Annotated in this window: 21 protein-coding genes and 1 other RNA gene; 5 read left to right on the forward strand and 17 right to left on the reverse strand. The window is 55.0% G+C overall.

Features of this window, described 5'->3' with window-relative positions; all coding sequences use genetic code 11:
- Window positions 1–166 precede the first annotated feature (166 nt).
- On the forward strand, window positions 167–2,677 hold the full coding sequence (locus tag TMES_RS16340) for a PAS domain-containing sensor histidine kinase (RefSeq protein ID WP_085584473.1): 2,511 nt from the start codon (window positions 167–169) through the stop codon (window positions 2,675–2,677).
- Between the two features lie 96 nt (window positions 2,678–2,773).
- On the opposite strand, the gene TMES_RS16345 is transcribed toward TMES_RS16340, so the two are convergent.
- Complete coding sequence (locus tag TMES_RS16345) at window positions 2,774–3,736, reverse strand: 2-hydroxyacid dehydrogenase (protein ID WP_085584475.1); 963 nt, start codon at window positions 3,734–3,736, stop codon at window positions 2,774–2,776.
- 93 nt (window positions 3,737–3,829) lie between these two features.
- Window positions 3,830–4,405 (reverse strand): hypothetical protein, encoded by a 576-nt coding sequence (locus TMES_RS16350; RefSeq protein ID WP_085584477.1) that lies wholly within the window; start codon window positions 4,403–4,405, stop codon window positions 3,830–3,832.
- Between the two features lie 186 nt (window positions 4,406–4,591).
- On the opposite strand from TMES_RS16350, the gene TMES_RS16355 reads away from it, so the two are divergent.
- Entirely contained in the window at window positions 4,592–5,269 is a 678-nt protein-coding gene (locus TMES_RS16355) for a hypothetical protein (protein WP_143589692.1), read from the forward strand.
- A 146-nt stretch (window positions 5,270–5,415) separates the two neighbouring features.
- Here the strand turns inward: TMES_RS16355 and TMES_RS16360 are convergent, their stop codons facing one another.
- From TMES_RS16360 to ffs, 11 genes are all read right to left on the reverse strand, one after another.
- The gene (locus tag TMES_RS16360; protein WP_085584481.1) at window positions 5,416–6,885 is read right to left on the reverse strand and encodes a DUF4139 domain-containing protein; all 1,470 of its coding nucleotides are present in this window, start codon (window positions 6,883–6,885) and stop codon (window positions 5,416–5,418) included.
- A gap of 292 nt (window positions 6,886–7,177) precedes the next feature.
- A complete protein-coding gene (locus TMES_RS22660) occupies window positions 7,178–7,591 on the reverse strand; it encodes a hypothetical protein (RefSeq protein WP_143589693.1) in 414 nt (137 codons plus the stop codon).
- Between the two features lie 3 nt (window positions 7,592–7,594).
- Window positions 7,595–7,864 (reverse strand): hypothetical protein, encoded by a 270-nt coding sequence (locus TMES_RS16365; RefSeq protein WP_085584482.1) that lies wholly within the window; start codon window positions 7,862–7,864, stop codon window positions 7,595–7,597.
- Window positions 7,865–8,115: 251 nt separating this feature from the next.
- On the reverse strand, window positions 8,116–8,604 hold the full coding sequence (fliW, locus tag TMES_RS16370; protein ID WP_085584484.1) for a flagellar assembly protein FliW: 489 nt from the start codon (window positions 8,602–8,604) through the stop codon (window positions 8,116–8,118).
- Between the two features lie 137 nt (window positions 8,605–8,741).
- A complete protein-coding gene (locus TMES_RS16375; protein ID WP_085584486.1) occupies window positions 8,742–10,130 on the reverse strand; it encodes an adenylate/guanylate cyclase domain-containing protein in 1,389 nt (462 codons plus the stop codon).
- A complete protein-coding gene (locus tag TMES_RS16380; RefSeq protein ID WP_085584488.1) occupies window positions 10,114–10,842 on the reverse strand; it encodes a Crp/Fnr family transcriptional regulator in 729 nt (242 codons plus the stop codon). Before TMES_RS16380 ends, TMES_RS16375 begins: the two co-directional genes overlap by 17 nt.
- Before the next feature lie 370 nt (window positions 10,843–11,212).
- Window positions 11,213–11,800, reverse strand: a complete 588-nt coding sequence (gene recR / locus TMES_RS16385; RefSeq protein WP_085584490.1) for a recombination mediator RecR — start codon at window positions 11,798–11,800, stop codon at window positions 11,213–11,215.
- A gap of 120 nt (window positions 11,801–11,920) precedes the next feature.
- On the reverse strand, window positions 11,921–12,244 hold the full coding sequence (locus tag TMES_RS16390) for a YbaB/EbfC family nucleoid-associated protein (protein WP_085584492.1): 324 nt from the start codon (window positions 12,242–12,244) through the stop codon (window positions 11,921–11,923).
- On the reverse strand, window positions 12,241–14,046 hold the full coding sequence (locus TMES_RS16395) for a DNA polymerase III subunit gamma/tau (protein WP_085584494.1): 1,806 nt from the start codon (window positions 14,044–14,046) through the stop codon (window positions 12,241–12,243). Before TMES_RS16395 ends, TMES_RS16390 begins: the two co-directional genes overlap by 4 nt.
- An 82-nt stretch (window positions 14,047–14,128) precedes the next feature.
- Entirely contained in the window at window positions 14,129–14,251 is a 123-nt protein-coding gene (locus tag TMES_RS23425; RefSeq protein ID WP_281253491.1) for a hypothetical protein, read from the reverse strand.
- Window positions 14,252–14,318: 67 nt separating this feature from the next.
- An RNA gene (gene ffs / locus TMES_RS16400) (signal recognition particle sRNA small type) lies at window positions 14,319–14,413 on the reverse strand.
- A 171-nt stretch (window positions 14,414–14,584) separates the two neighbouring features.
- On the opposite strand from ffs, the gene nudC reads away from it, so the two are divergent.
- Window positions 14,585–15,511, forward strand: coding sequence for an NAD(+) diphosphatase (nudC, locus tag TMES_RS16405; protein ID WP_085584496.1), 927 nt, complete (start codon window positions 14,585–14,587; stop codon window positions 15,509–15,511).
- Window positions 15,512–15,581: 70 nt separating this feature from the next.
- Window positions 15,582–16,349, forward strand: a complete 768-nt coding sequence (locus tag TMES_RS16410; RefSeq protein WP_158091254.1) for a transporter substrate-binding domain-containing protein — start codon at window positions 15,582–15,584, stop codon at window positions 16,347–16,349.
- 16 nt (window positions 16,350–16,365) lie between these two features.
- On the opposite strand, the gene TMES_RS16415 is transcribed toward TMES_RS16410, so the two are convergent.
- Window positions 16,366–16,779, reverse strand: coding sequence for a DUF1636 family protein (locus tag TMES_RS16415; protein ID WP_085584596.1), 414 nt, complete (start codon window positions 16,777–16,779; stop codon window positions 16,366–16,368).
- A 26-nt stretch (window positions 16,780–16,805) separates the two neighbouring features.
- Window positions 16,806–17,684, reverse strand: a complete 879-nt coding sequence (locus TMES_RS16420; RefSeq protein ID WP_085584500.1) for a LysR substrate-binding domain-containing protein — start codon at window positions 17,682–17,684, stop codon at window positions 16,806–16,808.
- A 187-nt stretch (window positions 17,685–17,871) separates the two neighbouring features.
- On the opposite strand from TMES_RS16420, the gene TMES_RS16425 reads away from it, so the two are divergent.
- Window positions 17,872–18,480 (forward strand): glutathione S-transferase family protein, encoded by a 609-nt coding sequence (locus TMES_RS16425; protein WP_085584502.1) that lies wholly within the window; start codon window positions 17,872–17,874, stop codon window positions 18,478–18,480.
- An 85-nt stretch (window positions 18,481–18,565) separates the two neighbouring features.
- Here the strand turns inward: TMES_RS16425 and TMES_RS16430 are convergent, their stop codons facing one another.
- Window positions 18,566–19,705 (reverse strand): 2OG-Fe(II) oxygenase, encoded by a 1,140-nt coding sequence (locus tag TMES_RS16430; RefSeq protein WP_143589695.1) that lies wholly within the window; start codon window positions 19,703–19,705, stop codon window positions 18,566–18,568.
- Window positions 19,706–19,917: 212 nt separating this feature from the next.
- On the reverse strand, window positions 19,918–21,060 hold the full coding sequence (gene dapE, locus TMES_RS16435) for a succinyl-diaminopimelate desuccinylase (RefSeq protein ID WP_085584506.1): 1,143 nt from the start codon (window positions 21,058–21,060) through the stop codon (window positions 19,918–19,920).
- Window positions 21,061–21,095: the final 35 nt, after the last annotated feature.

The following is a 21,095-nucleotide window of genomic DNA, read 5'->3' on the forward strand; positions in this document are numbered from 1 at the left end:
AGGTCAGGACCTGTTAATATGATGGCAATGGTTTTAAAACCGCGCGTAACTGTGCATAAAACATAAATGGATGATTGGTTGTAATTACGTGACAGGGGTTTTGTCCACATACCGTAAGGCATGTCGGCGTCTTCGTCGTTTAACGACGAAACAAGACCCGCTTGTCATGTCCAAATTATGGCGCTTTGGTGCTTTTTCAGCAGGTTACGGTGCAATTTTTAAAATTTTGCAGCCAACCCCTGCCCATGCGCAGGCGCGCAGTGCCGCATTGCAGGGCAACCCCGAAATTACGGTGCCCACAGGCGGGTTTTTATCGGCGATTGGCGACCTTGGCGCGCGTGATTTAACCGTGATCGGGCTGGCAACATTGGGCGGGGCCGCCATTGCCGGGGCGATTGGCTGGCGTCTGGCGGTGCGGATGCGTCGCCATCTTGACGAAGCCGAAGACCACGAATCGCAAATGGAAGATACCGCAGCACTGTTTACCCAGTTGTTTTATGCTGCCCCCGACCCGGTTTATTATTGGGCACATAAAGGGTTTGCCGATGGCGGCAGCCCGGCCCTGATGCGCAGTTTTAGTTTGGCGGGTGATGCCCGTTTTCCCGATTTGCTTGAACAGTTGCGCGACGATGATGCGCGCACCCTGCAAGACCGGGTCCGGACCTTGAAATCCACCCATGAACGCTTTGAGGTCTGGGTCAGTGCGGTTGATGGCCGCAAGTTCCATGTGACGGGCACTGTGGCACGGCGCGACCGTAAATCATCGGTGCTGGGCCATGCGGTGTGGTTTCGCGACGAAACCCGCCATGCCCGCGAACGTGAAAGCCAGATTGGCGATTTTGCCACCCTGCGACAGGATGTTTCCAGCCTGCGCCACGTTATCGATGAATTGCCATTTCCGGTGTGGCGGCGCGATAGCGAGCTTAATCTGGTGGATTGTAACGCGGCCTATGTCGAGGCGGTTGAACGTAAAACCGCACAAGAGGTCATCAGTGCAGGCAGCGAGCTGGGTGCCGGGGTTATTCCCGATAATGGCCGGGCGCTGGCGGCATCGGCATTGCGCAATAACGAAACCACCACGCGCGATTATCACGTTGTCATGCTGGGCGACCGGCGTTTGCTGCGCATTACCGAATCCCCGGTCATGCAGGGCGACGATGTGGGCGGCATGGTGGGATTTGCGATTGATTGCACGGCATTGGAGGAAAAACAGGCCGATTTGTCGCGCCATGTGCGCGCCCATGCCGAGGTACTGGAAAATCTGGGCACGGCCATTGCCATTTTTGGCGGCAACAAACGGCTGATTTTCTTTAATGCGGCCTTTGCATCGCTGTGGGATATTGACGAGGAATGGTTGCTGGGCGAACCGGCATTGGAAGATTTGCTGCGCCGTTTGCGTGACGAACGCAAACTGCCCGAAGTCACCGATTTTGGCCAGTTCCGCGATCAGGAAAACCAGCGTTTCACCGATCTTTTAAAACCGGTCGAAGACCTGCTTCATTTACCAAGCGGCGTAACCTTGCGCCGGTTTGTGTCCCCCCATCCATTTGGCGGGCTGATGTTTGCCTATGAAGATGTCACCGACAAGCTGGTTTTGGAAAGCAGCTATAATACCCTGATTGCGGTTCAGCGCGAAACGCTGGAAAACCTGCATGAAGCGGTTGGCGTGATAAGCGGTGATGGCCGGTTGCGGCTGTATAATCACGGCTTTGGCGATATGTGGGCGCTTGACGATGTGTTTTTGGCCGCGGCCCCGCATTTGTCCGATGTTATTCAAAAATCGCGCGATTTCTGGTCGGTTCCCGGCGACTGGAACAAGTTTAAAAGCCGGATGGTGGCGCGCATTACCAACCACGAACCAATGTCGGGCCGCCTCGAACGCAGCGATGGCTCCATCATTGATTTTGCCGTGGTGCCCTTGCCCGACGGGGCGGTGATGATGTCTTATCTTGATGTGACAGACAGCATCCGGGTTGAACGTGCCCTTCGTGAACGTAACGAAGCCTTGCGCACGGCCGATCAGATGAAGTCGGATTTTATTTCCACCGTGTCGCGCGAGCTGACCCGGCCGCTCGACCATATCAACGGGCTGGCGGACCGGATGTTGCCGCATCTGCATGGCAATGTGTCGCAATCGGTGGAAATTATTCGCACCGAAACCCAAAGCATGCTGGCACTGGTCGATGACATGCGCGATCTCGCCACATTGGGGTCGGGCCAGGTCGCACTGGAACTTGATACCGTTGACCCGCGCCGCTTGCTGCGCTCGCTTGAGGCGCTCACCCGCGCGCGGCTGGCGGAACTAAATGTGTCATTGCGGCTTTATTGTTCGCGCAATATTGGCTGGATGGTGGCCGATGAACGCCGCCTGAAACAGGCCTTGTTCATTTTGGTCACCAACGTATTGCGTACCGCCCCGGAAGGCAGCGAAGTTTCGGTTGTGGCCCGGCGTCGGGGTGAAAATATTGAAATCACCATCGGCCTGACCGATGAAACCCCGCAACCAATGCTGTTTGAAGGTTTGCGCGACGGCGAACCGGCATCGGCACGTCGGGCTTTGGGCATGGCGATGGTGCGTGCTGTGGTCGAAATTCATGGCGGGCGGGTTAAAATCAGCCGCGATGGCCGCGAAATTTCCTGCATCCTGCCAGCTGGCGAAGAAAGCGATCTTGGTTAATAGCACGTCGTAATGATCGTAATCGGCCAATGAACCGGCACTATACTTTAAATATAGCAACATCGTTTTATATATAGAAATCGATTGTAATGCCGATCAGACGGTGACGCGAAACGGCACCTCGGCCCCGGCCATGCAGGCATCGATATTATCAAGTGCGCGGGTGCCCATTGCGGTGCGGGTTTCGGCTGTCGCCGATCCCAGATGGGGCAGTAAAAACGTGTTGGGTAAATCGCGATAAGCGGGCGCAATATTGGGTTCGCCTGCAAACACATCCAGCCCGGCCGCCGCCAGTTCGCCTGATTTAAGGGCCGCAATCACATCGGCATCATCAACCACGTCGCCGCGTGCGGTGTTAACCAGAATGGCCCCCTTGGGCAGTTTTTGCAGGAAGGCCGCGTTCACCATGCCGCGTGTTTGCGCCGTGGACGGGCAATGAAGCGACAGGAACTGGCAATGGGGTAGCATGGCATCGATGCTGTCATGATAAATTGCACCGTTTTCCTGATCGGCAGGCAGGCGTTTGCGGTTGAAGTAATGCACTTCCATATCAAACCCGCGTGCGCGCTTGGCAACCGCCTGGCCAATGCGGCCCATGCCGATAATGCCCAGTTTTTTGCCACTTACATGGGTGCCAATCATGTGGGTCGGGCGCCAGCCGCGCCAGCTTGCGGTGCGTATTTCGGCTTCGCCTTCCCCGGCACGGCGGGCGGCCCCTAACATCAGCAACCATGTGATGTCGGCGGTGGCATCGGTTAAAACACCCGGCGTATTGCCAATAATCACGCCTTTTTGGGCGGCGGCGGCAAGGTCAATATGGTCGGTGCCCACCGAAAATGTGGCGATGATTTTAACCCGCTGTGGCAGGGCTTTGAAAAACGCGCCATCAATCGGGTCGCCAACCGACACCAGTATCGCATCGGCATCCTGTGCCAGCGCCAGAATTTCGTCGCGTTTTAGCGGCTTGTCGCCCTCGTTACGACGCACATCGTAACTGGCATGGGCGCGGGCTTCGATATCGGCGGGCAGGCGGCGGGTAATGGCAAGAACCGGTTTCATCTTTTCAATCCAGATCGTTGGGCAGGAAGAATGCGAGCGGACGGTGTGGTGTGGTATGGCGTGATCGACAGGGGGCTTTCGGTGTTTGGCAGCCTAGAATAGCTGGTGCATGGCCAGTCGCACGCCAATAATGGTGATGGTCATCGACAATAGAAAATCCAGCAGCACAATGGCAATGGCTGTAAACAGCGGCACGGCAAGCATCAAAACAACAATATAGCCGCTATAAACCATCATCGCGATAACTGCGACCAGCGCAAAACCCCCGGCACCCAACCCGGGAAACGCCGCGCCCAGCAACAGGGCCAGCAAATAGACCGCCATTTGCAAGACACTGGACCAGTTATAAACGGTAATAAAGGGAATATAGCGCGATGGCCGCTCCAGCAGGGTGACGACATTGTGCATGATTAATGGAAACGCGACCCATTTAATCACATAGGCAATGGTTTCGATTGTCAGGTAACGACCGGCAGGAAAATTATCGGGCGCGCTGCCCAGATCGTGCCAGCGTAATAAGGCAAAGGCCGGGAAAACCAGCGCGGCGGCGATAAAAGAACGCCAGAAACCTTGCTGTGTGAACGTAAAATAACCCGCACCGCGCGCATCGCCATGGGCAATGCGCCATGTGCCATAAAGGGCGCGCAAGGTTTCTGTGGCGATTGTCATGGTTCGGACTGCTATCTCGTGTTTGGGCCATCAGGGTGGCGTTTTGGCATTGTTGGGTTCAACATAGGGTGTTTTTAAAATAATTGGAAACAGTCAGCCGCCGAAATATGACCTTTCTCACATATGTCATTTACAGGCTTACCCTTGCGCCATCGAATTTCGGCTGCTTGTATTATGGAAAATCTGATGTCTGAAAATTTTGCGCAATTTCAGGACCGTATCAACTATCTCGAAGCAACCGACCCTGTGTCGATGGCATTGGGAACGTTGTATCTGGAAGGTGCCAGCATCCTTGATACGCAAGACCGGCAAGGGGCACTGCATTTTTACGACCGCGCCGAAGATATTTTTCGTAAACATCAGCAAGGTGGCAATAGCGCCCTTTCGGGCGAGCAGCCCCCGCTTCATTCACGCCACGCAAAAAGTGCGCTTGCCCTGTGTCTGAACAATCGGGCGGCGTTACTGGTTGATATGGCGCAGTGGGACGCGGCCAGACGGGCGGCAAGCGAAGCGGTTACTTTACGCCGGGATTTGCTTAACGCCGACTGGTCGCAAAGCAAAACCCCGGTGCAAGATCCTGCCTTGTACAAATCATTGCGGGCCGATCTGGTGTATTCGTTAGGGGCGTTGGCGCGCGCCCACGCCGGAGAGGGAAACTTCCCCGCGGCCCTTGCCACATGCCACGATGCCCTGATGTTGTTGCGCCCTGTGGCCGATGACAAAACCGACCCGGCATTTGGCCTGTTGGGGAAAATGACGGCGTTTTACAGTCAGGTATGCGCGTTGGCCGGGCAAAAGCCTGATCCTGCCCTGTTATTTCCGCTTTTACAGGGGCTGGCCGCGCAAAAACGGACACCGGAATAGCGTTTGCGGGGCACTGTATGACGGCAGGCTGATGGATGCGGTGGTTGATATCGCCGACAAGGGATAACAGAAATGGCGGGCCGCAAAGCCCGCCATCAATTTATTACGTACTATGTTTTAAGGCCGCATCGTGCCGTGTGCGGTTTTTACTGATCGCTATGAACCGTCCAGCGCAGGCTGGTTTCCTTGCCTGCGGGCAGGGTGATTTGCCATTTGATCTGCCCGGCATCCATGTCCTGATGCGGGTGATTTTCCTCGATGATTTTCCAGTTTGCCGGAAGCGTTTCCTCGATGGTGATCGTTTCATCGCGCGGGCCGCTGTTTTTCAGGGTCCATTCAAGGGTGGCGGCAACTTCATCGGGCAGGTTTTTGCGGGTCTTGCGATCATAGGTCACAACATGGCGGCTACCCGCAATGTCGCTGGCCTGTCCCAGTTGCAATTTCGCTTTTTCGCCCGCCGGGGTCAGGTTGATCTGGTCTTCCCCCAAAAAGGTGGCGATGCCGGTTGCATCATTGGCATAGATGCGAATCTGCCCGGCAGGCCAGGGGCTTTGTTTGTCGATTCCGCCATCATTTTCAATGGTCAGTTCAATATCAGGCCGGATAAAATCCTGTCCTGTGGCGTTTCCGCTGTAATAAATTGAAGTGTTGCCTCGAAAAATTACGTCGCGGGCAACCTTGATCTGGCGTGTGTCAAGCAGCGGCAATGTCACCGCGTCACCATTTTTCATATTCAGGCCGTGATAGGGCCCATAAATATGCAGGTTTTCAAACTTGTTGCGGCCGGCCTGCCCGCCATTGCTGTCAGCACTGGCAGACATCAGCATTTCGGTGCGCATGGCCTTTGCCATTGGCCGGGGCGAATTCTGGTTGGGGTCACCCGCCACGAGTTGCAAATCGGCATTGTCGATATCGCCGCCACTGTTATTAACGATCCGCGCGCGTGCGCCCAGATCAAGGGTGCCGGTTTTGCTGTCATAATGCCCGACATAGGCCGTTTGCCAGCTGATGCCGCCAATCAGATAGGCCAGCGAAACATGATCGGTGGCCGTGCCGGTGCGGATAACCGCATCTAGCGAGGGGCGGGCGGTAAACCCGTCGGGCAGGGTTGGCATGACGATATTCTGGATGGGGATATATTCCACGCCATCTGCGGTTTTAACCAGCGCCTGACCATCAAGCGCAATCAGGGTGGCGCTGATCAGGTCGTCATTGCGGCGAATTTTGATATCCTTGCCGATGAACTGTTCAAGCAGGGCATATCCGCCGCGCGAACCGGTGGGTTCGGTGGTTGATATTAATTGCAGGTTGGCGTTTTTATCCGCCCCGATCAGCAGCGAGTCGTCGATCAGGGTGGCGGGTAAATCCATAATTTTCAGGGTGGACTGGCCCGCAGGCAGGGCCACATTACGCTGTTCGGCAATCATGGACAGGTTACCGGGATAAACTGTTAAGCGTAATTTGTTGCGATCATCGGCTGCCAGCGGAACGGCGTTTTCCGCTTTTTTTGCGGCATCGGCGGCTTGCGCATCGGAAATGGACAAATCAGGTGACGCAAACAGGGCGGCACCCAGGATGGTTGCAAGAACAAGGCGATTACGCAGTTCAGATGCCATGAAACGGTCCTTTGAATATGTCAGCCACTTGGCCATGAAAGCATGATTTGGCGCAGTGTGCCGTGCAAACATGGCATCAAAAAGGAAAAACCGCGATCATCTTGCCAGATATCGCGGCCCAAGTTTTTGAAATCTTTAGGGCAATTGTTGCCCGCCCTGTTTGGGTATGCACCACCAGCCACAATAGAAACGCATATGCCGCCATATGAATTTTACGTGCAAATTCTGTTGGCAAAGGGGGCTGGCAGTTTCTTTGGGAGATTAAATGTTTGGGGGAAGGGTCGAAAAGTGCTTATTCGCTCGGGATTAAGCGGCGACCCGCACATGCCTTTAACGCGTTGACAAGGCGGATGAATGTGCCTTTTGACATCATTCCATAAACGTATTTTCCGCCAGGTGCTGATCTGGCGAGATCATATCCGGGCCAGTCAAATGCGTTAATGTCACGCAAGTTGATCCAGTGATCTCTTGTATCAAGGCCCATCTCTTTGCATTCAGCAGATGTGAGTTTTAAACGATAGGGAGCTTCATCGGGGCCAGGTGGAGAATGACTGATTGCGACAAGGCTGACGCGAGCCTGATGTGTTACCAGTATGATCGCAGCCGGGTGAGGTTTTGCGGCATTTTCCAAGCCAGCGTTTGCTTGTTCTCGAAACAAAAAATCATAGCCGATGACAAGGCCGGGGCGTGGTTTGGGAAGAGCCATGAATTAGGCGAGGTGATCATAAGTTTCGACAGCATCGTCCAGCGCATCGAAAAATGCATCATCTGCATCTTCAATGCGGATCAATTCCCGTTTCCGGCGACGGAGAAGTTCGAGTTCGGCCAACACGGCAGGGGAAATGAAAGCGCCAACGGTTCGTTTGTGGCTGTAGACAGTTATAACCCCATATTCGCGTGCATCTTCCTTCATTTTGGGGAAATTACGGGCAAATTCGGTTGCCTGAACTTCGATTGCCCCCGAAATTTTGCTTTGCATATCTACATACCTAAGCTTGCATACTTATATATCTAATGTGTAAAATACACAAAATACGTAATTTATCAATGCAAAATTGATCTATGGTCAGTCAAGCTGAGAATTGTGTCAGTGCGACAGAAAAGAGCGCGCCACGTAAGCCGCACGCACTTCTTCCCGCCCGGAACGGCCCAAAATCGCTTGTGTGTAACAGCTTGCCCCCGGTGTATTTGGGGGTTGCCTGTGTTTTCAGGTAACCTGGCGACATCGCTTTACGCCGTTAACGGGTGGCGATAATCATATTTTGGTTGTTTCAGTTGCACCTGAAAGGCCGTTTGGCGCGACGTATCGATTAAAATTGGTGTGCGCAAATTAACCGTCATTTCCGCATCCTTGCCGGTATCGGGCTTTTGCAGCGTCACGATCAGGACAATCGCCAGGTTTTCCGGGGAAATACCATGTATGGCGGCCAACGGGGCAACGTCGCTGTCAGCGAGAATACCGCTTTCGGAATTATAGGGCGCGACAATAAAGGCCAGCTCCGGGTCGGTCAGGCATTGCAGCAGTTTGAACGAATCACTGATTTCGCTGGGAAAATTGGCCAGCGCAAAGACGTTATTGTCGGAAAAGCCGCTTAAGCCGGCGGGCATGTAAATTGCCTTGTCCCAGCGAAATTCGCGGTCCCCCAGCAAGGTGGCAATGGTGACGGTTTGCGGAATATTGTTTTTTTCCAGTTCTTCGCGGATGGTATTTTCTAACATGCCTCGCTCCGATGCCGTTTTATGCAGTTATTTTGTACCAGCTATTCCACCCTATATTGGGGCAGTCGCGGTGCAGGTAAAGCAAGCAGATCAATTTTCGGAAAAATAAAGCACGCACGGCATGAAAAACGGTGTTTTTAGGCCGTTATCAGCGGGGTTTGAGTTTTGCGCGACTGATACCGCACCGGAATTGGCGCTGAAAAACCCTTGACTCGAATTGTATCGTGGTTCGGTAACGCACAGAGCAGGGTTTTCCCCGCTGCGGGCAGTTCGCGTTCCAGCTGGTGGGCAAAGGCCTCGCTCATGACGATTTCGGCATTCAGGGTGCGGGTGGCCCGTTCCAGCCGTGCAGCCAGATTTACCGTGGCCCCGATAACGGCCGGGGTTACCGACTCGCCCTCGCCAATGTCGCCCACCACTGCGGGCCCGTAATGCAGGCCCACCCCGATGCGCAATGGCAAGGTGCGGTCCGACGGGTCAAGCGCGTGCCATTCACGAATATGTTCGATCATGGCCTGAGCGGCCGACAGGGCATTGGCCGTGGGGCAGGACATGGCATCAAAGGCGCCAAAGCTGGCCATCATGGCATCGCCAATATATTTTTCGACAATCCCGCCATAGGACGCGACCTGGGTGGTCATGGTGCCGTGAAAGCGGTTTAAAAGGCGCATCACATCTTGCGGGTCGCGGTTTTCGGCATAGCCGGAAAAGCCGATAATATCGGCAAACAGCACCACGCATTCGCGCCGTTCGCCAATGCGGATCGGCTCGTCGCGTTCGGCCAACTGGTCGGCCAGGGCGGCAGGGAAATAGCGCGCAAGGTTGCCATGTGCGCGTTCGGCGGCGGCAAACTGGCGGATGAGAATGCGCAACCGCGCCACCATCACCGCACAGGCCAGCGTGAAAACAACAACAATCACCACCTGTTCGGCCAGTGCCGACACATCAAGATATTCCGGTCGGTTATAAAGCGGGACTTGCCCGTTTTCGCCGGGGCTCCATTGGTCGCCGAAATGTTGCGAAATTAAAATGCCGGGCCGGTTAACCAGCCAGATAATGCCCAATACCCAGGCGTTAAACAGCCACAGACCAAACCACAAAATCAGGCGCGGTGAAAAGGTTAGAATAACCAGCGCCATCATGATCATGGAAAAGACAATGCCACGATCACGCGCGACAAAGCTGTAAACCCAGGCTTCGTGGTTGATAAACGGGTGTTGCGGGTCGGGCACGACCGAGACATAAACAATCAGCAATGCATCGGTAATCGCCAGAACATAAAGCAGCCAGCGCCAGTTATGGCCGCGATAGGCGACAAATACCTGAATGGCCACACCGGGAATAAACCATGTCAGCACCTCAAGCAGCGAATAAAGCTCGCCGCTGGGGGTGTTGGACTTGCTAAACAGCAACAGGATGAAGGCCAGCATGGCGATGCGTAAAAACGCAACGACAAACAGCCCTCGTCGTTCCTCGCGGTCGACAAGGCGGTCAAACAGGGTGGGTTTGTCAGGACTTGCTTGCATCGGCCAGTAATTCAGCCAGCCCGTCCTTGTCGCGAATGACCAGACGGCCATCGCGGCGCGTAATCAGGCCAGCCTTTTCCAGTTCACGCAGTTTCTTGTTTACCGCTTCGCGGGTGACACCCAGCATATAACCCAGTTCCTGCTGCGATAGCGGCAGGGCAATGCGAATGCCTTCCGGGTCCGGGCCGCCGTGGCGTTCAGCCAGCCATAACAGGCGTTTGATCAGCCGTGCGGTCAGATCGAGAAAATTGGCATCTTCAAGCAACGCACTGACCCAGCGCAGCCGACGGCACAAAAGGGCCGTGATATGGCGGCGCAGGTCGGTTTCGCGGTCGAAAATTTCAAAGAAATTATCGCGCGAAATGTAAAGCAGCCGGGTGGGGCCGACCGCACGCGCACTTGCCGTGCGTGGTTCGCTGTCAAGCAAGGCGATTTCGCCAAAAACAGCGCCGGGTGCCAGCACGTTAAGGACAATTTCCTTGCCCGAGCCCGACAGGCTGGAAATGCGGACTTTGCCCGCTTCAACGGCATAAAGGCCGTCGGCAGGGTCGCCTTTTTCGAACAATAAATCGCCATCCGCCAACCGTTTGATGGTGGCCGATTCCGACAATTGTTCCAGCAAGGCCGGATCAAGGTCTTCGAATAAAAAGCTGCCTGCCAAGATGCGCGAGGCGACTTTTGCAAACTGTGGTGGTGTTGTGAAACTGTTCACTGCATCCTCAGGGGAGAAGGCGTAACGTAAGGATCGGAGACTACCGAAGTTCCAACGTATCACGAAAAGGTACATAAGCGGCAAGCCTTTTGCCCGGTCTTTCTGTGGCTTGCACGAAAAAGTGTGTTTTTACCGTGATATCCCCCCGGACTTGGGTGTCTTTTGGCGGTAATCGGTCTCCCCGGGTTGCCGCCCTTGTTCAGATTGTGACGGTCTTTGTATTTTCCCCGAGATGCAACAGGGCCAAATGCACATCTGGCAGGCTCGATGTTATCAATCTTGCTTTATCCGGCCTCTCTGTTTGCAGATGAGGTCGGATTTTTTTTGCCGGGATGCTCTGGCAACCGGGGCGTGGATTAAAACGGATAGTTTAGCTGCGCGCACGCAGGGCGGCGGTCAGCGTGCCGTCATCAAGATAATCCAGCTCGCCGCCAACCGGCACACCATGGGCCAGCCGGGTGACTTTTACCCCGGTTTCCAAAAGGCGTTCGGTAATGTAATGCGCGGTGGTTTGCCCATCGACCGTCAGGTTGGTGGCCAAAATAACCTCGGAAGCCCTGGTGTCCTTAACGCGCGATACCAGCTGGTCAATGCGCAAATCTTCGGGGCCAATGCCATCAAGCGGCGATAATGTGCCGCCCAGCACATGATATAGCCCCTTGAACGACGATCCGCGTTCCAGTGCCCATAAATCCTGCACTTCCTCGACCACGCAAATCATGTCGCGCTGGCGGTTGTGGCTGGCACATATATGGCAGGGGTCGGTTACATCAACATTGCCGCAAATGCTGCAATTGGTCATGGCGCGCGCGGTTTCTTCAAGGGCCTGGGCCAAAGGCATCATCAGGGTTTCGGGTTTTTTCAACATCTGCAAAACCGCGCGCCGGGCCGAACGCGGCCCAAGGCCGGGAAGGCGGGCCAGCAGTTTGATCAGATTGTCTATTTCCCGTCCGGTCATGATTTTCCTGTATCACAGATGGCGATTTGTCATTTCTGGCACAAAAATAAAGGGCGGCGCAATGCCGCCCTTATATCGTGTCGTTATCGGGCGTAAAACGCACCGCCAACGGGCCCGTTTTTAAAATGGCAGTTTGAAGCCCTCGGGCAAATTCATGCCGCCGGTGACTTCTTTCATTTTTTCCGAAACCGTGGCTTCAACCTTGACCTTGGCATCGTTATAAGCTGCCACGATCAGGTCTTCGAGGACTTCGATGTCTTCGGGGTCAACAATGGTTTTGTCGATGCTCAGGCCGCGCATTTCGCCTTTGCCATTCAACATCACCTTGACCATGCCCGCACCGGACTGGCCTTCAACTTGCAGCTCAACCAGTTTTTCCTGCATTTCCTGCATTTTGGACTGCATCTGGTGGGCTTGCTTCATCATCCCTGCAAGGTTCTTCATAGCTCGTCGTCTCCTTCGAGATAAAACGCATCATCATAAACCGATCCACTGTCGTCGCCTTCGGCCAGTTCCGGGTTTTGACCCTCCGGTAAATGCACCGCGACGATTTTTGACGATGGAAATCCTTCAAGAACAGCCTTCACCAGCGGATCAAGCGAGGCATCCGCCTTGCGCTGTTCAAGTTCTTCAAGTTCCTGTTCCTTCAGGGTGGTGGCACCCTGTTCGCGCTCCGATACGGAAACAATCCAGCGCTGCCCGGTCAGGCCATTCAGGGCCTTGATCAGCTGGCTCGATAAATCGGCATTGGCACCGCGTGCCGGGCGAAAATCAATCCGGCCTTTTTCAAATTTCACCAGATGAAGATAGTTTTTAACCTGAATGGCAAGGCCGGTGGTTTCCCGGTCGGCTGACAGCAGGGCGACCACTTCCTCAAGGCTTTCGGGCATTTTGGCATAAACGGGCTGGTCGGCCTGTTGCGGGGCCGGGGCGTGCTGATGGGCGATGGCGCGTGCCGCATTGCCGCCCCCGTTCACAACCTGCATGCGGGGCCCGCCGCCCCCGCCACCATTGCCGCCGCCAGCGGCGCCATTATTGCCCGCCGCCGGGCCATTCAGGCCCGATTTCAGCTTTTTGATCAAATCGCCCGGCGATGGCATTTCGGCGGCATAGGCCAGCCGGATCAAAATCATTTCAGCCGCCTGAATGGGCGATGGTGCGATCCGGGTTTCTTCCAACCCTTTAAGCAGCATTTGCCACGCCCGCGTCAGTTGCGGCATTGCCAGTTTAACGGCAATTTCGCGGCCGCGTTCGCGTTCAATTTGCGAAACGCCCGGTGCATTTGCGGCATCGGGTGCCAGCTTGACGCGGGTTAACCAATGGGTCAGGTCCAGCAAATCTTGCAACATCACGGCCGGGTCACCGCCCAGCGCATATTGCGCGCCGAGCAATTCCAGCGCTTCGTTGATGTCACCCTTCATGGTCAAATCAAACAAATCGAAAATGCGCGACCGGTCTGACAGCCCCAGCATGTCACGCACTTGCTGGGTGGTCACCTTGCCCGCCCCGTGCGAAATCGCCTGATCAAGCAGGCTCATGCCGTCACGGACCGAGCCATCGGCGGCGCGCGCAATCAGGGCCAGGGCTTCTTCTTCAATTTCGGCATTTTCCAGCCCGGCGATGCGCTTGTAATGGGCGACCAGTTCGTCGGTCTGGACCCGGCGCAAATCAAACCGCTGGCAACGCGATAATACCGTGATTGGAATTTTACGAATTTCGGTGGTCGCGAAAATGAATTTCACATGCTCTGGCGGTTCTTCCAGCGTTTTCAACAGCGCGTTAAACGCACTTTTTGACAGCATGTGCACTTCATCGATGATGTATATTTTATAGCGTGCCGAGGTGGGGCGATAGCGCACCCCTTCAATCAGTTCGCGAATGTCATCCACACCGGTGCGCGATGCGGCATCCATTTCCATCACATCCACATCGCGGTCTTCGGCAATGGCGCGGCAATGCTGGCACATACCACAGGGATCAATGGTGGGGCCGCCGGTGCCATCGGGGCCAACGCAATTTAACGCGCGCGCAATGATACGTGCCGTGGTGGTTTTACCAATGCCGCGCACACCGGTCAGAATAAAGGCATGGGCCAGCCGCCCGCTTTCCAAGGCATTGGAAAGGGTTTTGACCATCGGCCCGTGCCCGATCAACTCGTCGAACGATTTGGGCCGATATTTGCGGGCCAGTACCTGATATTCGCTTTTGGGCGCATCTGGGCTGGCGGTCTGGGTCTGATCGGTCATTTATCCGGTCCGGCATGTTTCTGGTGTGCGCATGTTGGGTGCGTGAGTGTGTTTTAACAGCATCGGGCACCACGGGCAAAGATCAGATATGCATCGATGCCGCATTTGCAGCAATCCCGGTGGTTAACGGGCTGTCATTGGTCGATATATGGGGGGATGGATGGGGCTTGGCCAGCATCAGACCAATCAAATTACCAATCCGCACGGCAATGTCCGCGATGATAAAAGCGATCTGAAATGTAACAGGGGGAAAGGCAACCAGTGTTGCAAAGGTGAGAGACCGGACCGCGACCCGGGCAAACTCGTTACGGCTGCTACCTTCCGGTCCTGACCGAGTTGGCGAGCAGTCCGTCCACGACCGGCCTCTCGCCCCCTATATCGCGCAGGGCGTTTAAAAACGCAAGGGCCGATTGGGAATTTTTACAAAGCGCATGTTCGGCCTTTGCCAGGGCGGGGCTGGCGGTCTAATCTCGGGCAAATTTCAATTTAGGGCCGGTGCGCAGCAATGGCTGGGCCGGCCGATATTTGCAGGTAGGAAATGGAACAGCTGTTTTATGCGTCTGTCGGGCTTGATCGTGATGCCGAAATTCGCAGTTCGTCGCGCTGGCTTCAGCAGGTTTTGCGCGAATCCGATGTGCGAATTCTGGTGTGTCACGGGGGTGATCCGCTTTTTTCCCGGCCCGAGGAAAGCGGCGAACATTATATTGTCATGCTTGATGCCGCCCGGCTTTTGCAGATGGATTTTGATCACGAGGCCGCAAACTGGGCCTATCTGGGCCGCCACGCCAGCGGGCCAGTGTTAGCCCTTGATGTTTCCCCGCTGGAAGCCGACCGCGATCAGGCGGCAAGCGCGCTTAACGGTGCCTTTGGCGATATGCGCACCCGCATGGCGGCATTGCCGCATGAAGAAGCCGCCCTTGCCGCACAGGCGCGCGCCCTGTTTTTATGGCAGGCACGGCACCGGTTTTGCGGGGTATGTGGCCACGCCAACCGCGTTATCGAGGCCGGGTACCGCCTGCAATGTTCGAACCATGCCTGTGGCACCGCCCATTTTCCGCGCACCGACCCGGCGGTGATTATGCTGGTGCATCATAACGACCATGTTTTGTTGGCCCGTTCGCCGCAATTCCTGCCCGATATGGTTTCGGTGCTGGCGGGGTTTGTTGAACCCGGCGAAACCCTGGAACAGGCGGTGCAACGCGAGGTTTTTGAAGAAGTTGGCATTCGCACCAAAATGCCGCGTTATATCGCGTCTCAGCCGTGGCCGTTTCCGGGCTCGCTGATGTTGGGGTTTGTCTGCGAGGCGGAAGATACCGAAATTAAAATTGATCATAACGAAATCGAATATGCCATGTGGGTGCATCGCGACGAGGTGTATGATCTGGCAAGCCGGGGCATAAAGCTCCCCCGCGAAATTTCGATCGCGCGTTATTTGCTCGAAAACTGGACGCAGGGTCGTATTTGAATTTAACTGTCCCCAAATATAGTCAGATAACCAAAATAAACTGACCTTATATGTGAGGAAAATGGACAGGATGATATGTCGGCTATTGTGTTTTTTAGCCGTGGTCTTTGCCGCAAGTCCGGCTGTTGCCCAGCACAGAACCGATGTTATGGTCGGCGTTTATGAATATAGCGTTGTGCATTTTTACCTGCATGGCAAGGAAGTCGGATTTGCCCATGATCTGGTCAAACGTCTGAACGATATTCAGGGCGAATATCATTTCATCACTGTCGAAACCTCGTCGCGCCGTCGCTACAAGGATATTGCGTCTGGCAAGGTGGATATGATTCTGCTGCAAAACCCTTATTGGCACTGGGGCGGGCGCAATGTCGATTTTTCAACGCCGATTGTTTGGGAACACGATATTCTGGTGGCGCGTCGCGACCATGTTCCCGGACCGGCCTATTTCAGCAAGGTTCTGGAACGTTCGATTGCCGGGGTTTTGGGGTTTCATTACAAATTCGTCGATTTTCGCGACGACCCCAAACAGTTGACCCGGCTGCTTGATATTTCATTGCTGTATAACGAACCCGAAGTGCTTGAAGCCGTGATCCGCGGCGATGCCGAAATTGGCGTGCTGTCAGCCGGGTTTATGTCGCGCAAATTTCGTCATGTTGCCGATTTGGCCGACCGCATTGCAATGGGGCCGCGTGCCGATAACAGCTATCAGCTTGCTTCGGTTATATCGCGCAATGCTCCGATCACGGTTGAACGCTATAACAGTTACCTTAATGATTTACGGGCCGAAAATGCGATTGCCCCGGTTTGGTCGCGCTGGCATCGCGGGGTATTGCCCTGATTGAGATCGCCGATAATTAAACCCCGATGGGCGGGATGCGGGCGATAACATTGCGCCGAACGGTTTCGGGGCGTTCGCGCCAGGCAACAAGGCCGGTTTCGGTATGGGCATAGGCCTCGGCCAGTTTTAAAATATCGGCGGCGTGATCTTTGATTGTCAGGTTGCCGTAAACATATCCCCATTTTCCCGCCGCGCTCAGGGCGACCGAACATCCCGATTTGCAATTGCTCAGGCATTCAACCGGCACAATGTCAAACGATGCCGGGTCGGTGCGGGTCGCCATTTCATGCGACAAGGCATCATAAAGCAATTTGCCGTCGCGTTCGCGGGGCTGGTCTGTTTCGCGGCTGTCGGTGGCACCGTTAGCATCTGCGCTGGCACGGCAGGTAATGCAGATATTAAGGCGGGGCTTGGCAGTGTTGACGGTCATTATGCGGGGGTTATCCGGGTTGGGGGTCATGCTGTCTGGCGGGCGGTTTTGGCCGGTTCGAACGCGTCACTTACACGAAGTTGAATGCTGGTTGCAAGCTGGCGGTTCACCATCGGGTGGGCGGCCTCGTTGATCAGCAAGGCAATGCCCACCGCAGGCAGGGGCGGAAAACCGTCGCGATGGTCAAGGATTTGCAAGCTGTCATTAACTGTAATCGCGGCCAGTGCCGCCACCCCCAGCCCGTCACGTACCAGATGCAAAAGCGATGCCGCCTGCCGGGTGGTTGCCAGCAATTGAAACGCCCGGCCCGATTTTGAAATCGCATCAATCGCCCAAGCGTGAAATTTGCAATCTTCGGCGGGCAATACCAACGGTAGCGGGTTTTTAAGGTGCTGTTGATGCTGGGCCGATGTAACCCATACACCGGCCTCGCGGCGCAAAAAGTATCCTTCTTCGCCTTTTTCCGACCGGCTGATAATGGTTAAATCCAGCTCGCCCTGGTCCAGCATCCGGCGTAAAATAATCGTCGGGTTGATCGAGATGAAAAACTGTATCCCGGGGTGAATATCGCGCATGGCACGCAGAATAACCGGCAGGATTTTTTCCGCATAATCATCGGGGCAACCAATACGAACCGGGCGCGACAGGGTTTCACCCCGGATACTTTCGCGTGCTTCGTCCTGCAACGACAAAATGCGCCGGGCATAGCCCACCAGCGTAATGCCTTCATTGGTCAGAGTGACATTGCGGCCTTCGCGGCTAAACAGTTTTTGTCCCATGGTTTCTTCCAGCCGTTTCATTTGCATGGAAAAGGCCGATGGCGTTCTGCCCACACGGTCCGCTGCGCGGTTAAAACTGCCGCATTCGGCAAAGGAAACAAAACTGCGCAAAAGGTCGGCATCCATAATGGCGGGGTCCTGTTTGTTTGGGCGGGCAGGTAAGCATAGTCGGTGATTGGTCAGAAATAATCATCAATAAAATTGACCAGTATCATCAAAACTATTCGATTGTTTGAAAGCCCGCCGGTGGCAAATATGGCGCTGCGGGGCCGGCCCGACTGCGTTAACCAAACAGCATTTCAGGAACCAGTTGATGATTTTGCATGATTTTCTGCCATCGGGGAACGGCTATAAAATCCGCTTGATGTTGCGGTTTTTGGGGCAGGAATTTTCCCTGACCGAATATGATATTACCAAGGGTGAAACCCGCACGGATGACTTTTTAAACCGTATCAATCCGGTCGGCCGTATTCCGGCGCTGGAATTTGAGGACGGCCATGTGCTGGTGGAAAGCAATTCGGTTTTGCTGTTTCTGGCCGAAGGCACGCCGTGGTTGCCAAGCGATAAATGGCAACGGGCCGCCGTCACCCAATGGCTGTTTTTTGAACAATATGAACACGAACCAACGGTTGCCGTTTTGCGGTCGTGGTTAAGTGTCAAAGGCATGCCCGATTACGGTAAGGCGTTGCTCCCGATCAAGCAAGCCGGGGCGAAAAACGCACTGGGTGTGATGGAAAACCGCCTGAAAGACCATGACTGGCTGGTCGGCGATTGCTGCTCCATCGCCGATATTGCATTATATGCCTATACCCATGTAGCCGACGAAGCCGGGATCGATATGTCGGTATATCCCGGTATCACGCGCTGGGTGGCGCGGTTTGCCACCTTGCCAGATTACGTGCCGATTACCTGGAAACCGTAATTGAGCGACGGAAACAAGCGGGCCGGGGATTGGTAATATTCCCCGGCTTGTTTGATTTCGGCGTGGATGCTGGCGACAGGGCTCGTTATTTTTTCATATTCAATGGCTGCACCGTGCCCCGGTTTTTGGCGATCATTTCCTGTTCGTGGCGCGCCCCGGCGGCATCGGTTAAAAAGGTGAAAATGCCAAAACGTTCGCCTTGGGTCACCGGCCTTGCTTCATGCAACAGCGAGCAGGAAAAAATCAGCGCACCGCCCTGAGGCGGGGCATACAGGGCCTGACCATATTCGGGAAAATTGACCTGCCCGCCTTCATAGGTGACCGGGTTAAGGTTTAGCGAAACGGCAAAGCGGCGATGGGCGGTAAAGGTTGTTTTATTGTCGCGATGGCGACCAAAAAAACCTTTGTCATTGCTGTGATAACTCCCAATGCGCAAGGCTTCCATGCTGGCGGTTTGAAACTGAAACGCCTTGAAAATTTCCGGCAGCACCCGCTTGATGATGCGGTTTTTAACCGCGTCGAACAGCTTTTGATCAAGCAACACCACGTCATTGCGCACTTTGATGGCGGTATCGCCGCTTTGGTTGCTTTGGCTGCCAATGGAAACACCGTTGGCCTGTTTGTCGCCGGTACGCCAATAGGTTAGCAATTGCTCGCACAGGGCAGGTTCAAGCACATTATCAACCACCAGCACCGGTGCCTGGCGCTGAATAATTGAAAACGGCACAATGTCGTGATTGGCCTGGAAATAGCCCATTGCCATTTCAAAACCGTTCATCGGTGTTGTGGACGAAAACACACCGCCCAGCCGCCCGTCGGGACGAATGGCGATAAAGCTGGTTGTGGTAATGTCAAATACCGGCATCAGCCGGTTTTCAGGATCAAACAGTACGGTTACAAAATCGGGGATTGCAGCCAGGAAATCGTCGCTCAGGCTGGCTTTGGTGCCAACAATAACCCGATACAGCCGAATATTGGCGCCCGACATTTGTTCGGCAAAACCGCTGGCCACCTTAAAATCATCGGGCGATGGCAGGTCCGGCCCCACCCATAACACCAGACTGTCGCCGGCGATGCGCTGGTCTGTCAGGTCAACCGGTTTGCCATCAAGACCGGGCAGGGCAATGCGCGGCACCGGGTCGCCTTTATAACAGGCAAGAACGGGCTGGGCGCTGGCCTTGGTCGCAGGGGCAGCAGATGCAGCGGCGGCGGCAGGTTTTTTCATGATTTTGGATATCCGGCAAAAACGGGCGGAACAGAGGGCGGGACACACGGCGGGATAAACGGCAGGATAAAAGATGTAACAGGCGGGGCAGAACAAAAAACGCGCCCGCCGCCTGATCATAGCGGCGTCAGCGCGTTATTGGCAAGCGGTCGAAAAATTCAACGCAGGTGTTCGCGGGGGCTCGTCGCTTGCGATTGTTCTGTTAGCCGATATCAGTCAAAAAAACGGGTCAGCAATTCATCATAGATCAAAACCAAATTGTCGATATCTTCGACCATCGCATGTTCATCCACCTTGTGCATGCTTTGCCCGACCAGACCAAATTCGGCGACTTCGCAATATTTGTGAATAAAGCGCGCATCGGATGTGCCACCGGTGGTCGACATTTCCGGGCGGTGGCCGGTGATTTTTTCCGACGCATCGGCGATCAACCCGGCCAGCTTGCCCGGTTCAGACAAAAAGGCTTCGCCCGATATTTTAACCTTTAAATCATGTGCCCCGGCATGGGCCGCACAGGTATCGCGGATCCATTTTTCCAGCTCGTAGCCCTGATGGGTGTCGTTAAAACGGATGTTAAACGCTGCGCTGACCTTGGCGGGCACCACATTGGTGGCCGGGTTGTTGGCATCAATGGTGGTGACTTCAAGGTTGCTGGGCTGGAAATGATCGGTGCCGGTGTCAAGCTCACGCGATGTCAGGGCTTCGAGTACCCGGATCAGACGGGGGACCGGGTTATCGGCCAAATGCGGATAGGCCACATGTCCCTGCGCGCCGTAAACCGTGACCCAGCCGGTGATGGAGCCGCGACGGCCGACCTTCATCATTTGCCCCAGATATTTTGGGTTGGTGGGTTCGCCGACCAGGCAGGCATCAAATTTTTCACCGTGCGCATCGCACCATTGCAAAAGCTTGATGGTGCCGTTTACGGCATCGGCTTCTTCATCGCCGGTGATCAGCAGGCTGATGCTTTCGTCAAAATCGGGGTTGGCGTCCAAAAACCGGTCCAGCGCACCGACAAAGCAGGCAATGCCGGTTTTCATGTCGACGGCACCGCGGCCAAACAGCCGCCCGTCAATCACATCGCCGCCAAACGGGGCCACGGTCCATGCAGCTTCATCGCCAGCGGGCACCACATCGGTATGACCGGCAAAGCAAAAATTGCGGCCTTTGGTGCCCCGGCGCGCATAAAGATTATCGATGCTGTCCCAACCGTCTTCTTCAAACAGTTTGCGTTTAACCTCGAACCCGCGCGCTTCAAGCGCTGTTTGCAAAACATCGAGCGCCCCGGCATCGGCCGGCGTAACAGACGGGCAACGGATTAACGACTGGGCAAGGGTCAGGGCGGCGGAGGACATTGAGCAATCTCTTTTGCAGGGGAGTGGCGGGGAAC

Source organism: Thalassospira mesophila, assembly GCF_002115755.1.
Taxonomy (GTDB): Bacteria; Pseudomonadota; Alphaproteobacteria; order Rhodospirillales; family Thalassospiraceae; genus Thalassospira; species Thalassospira mesophila.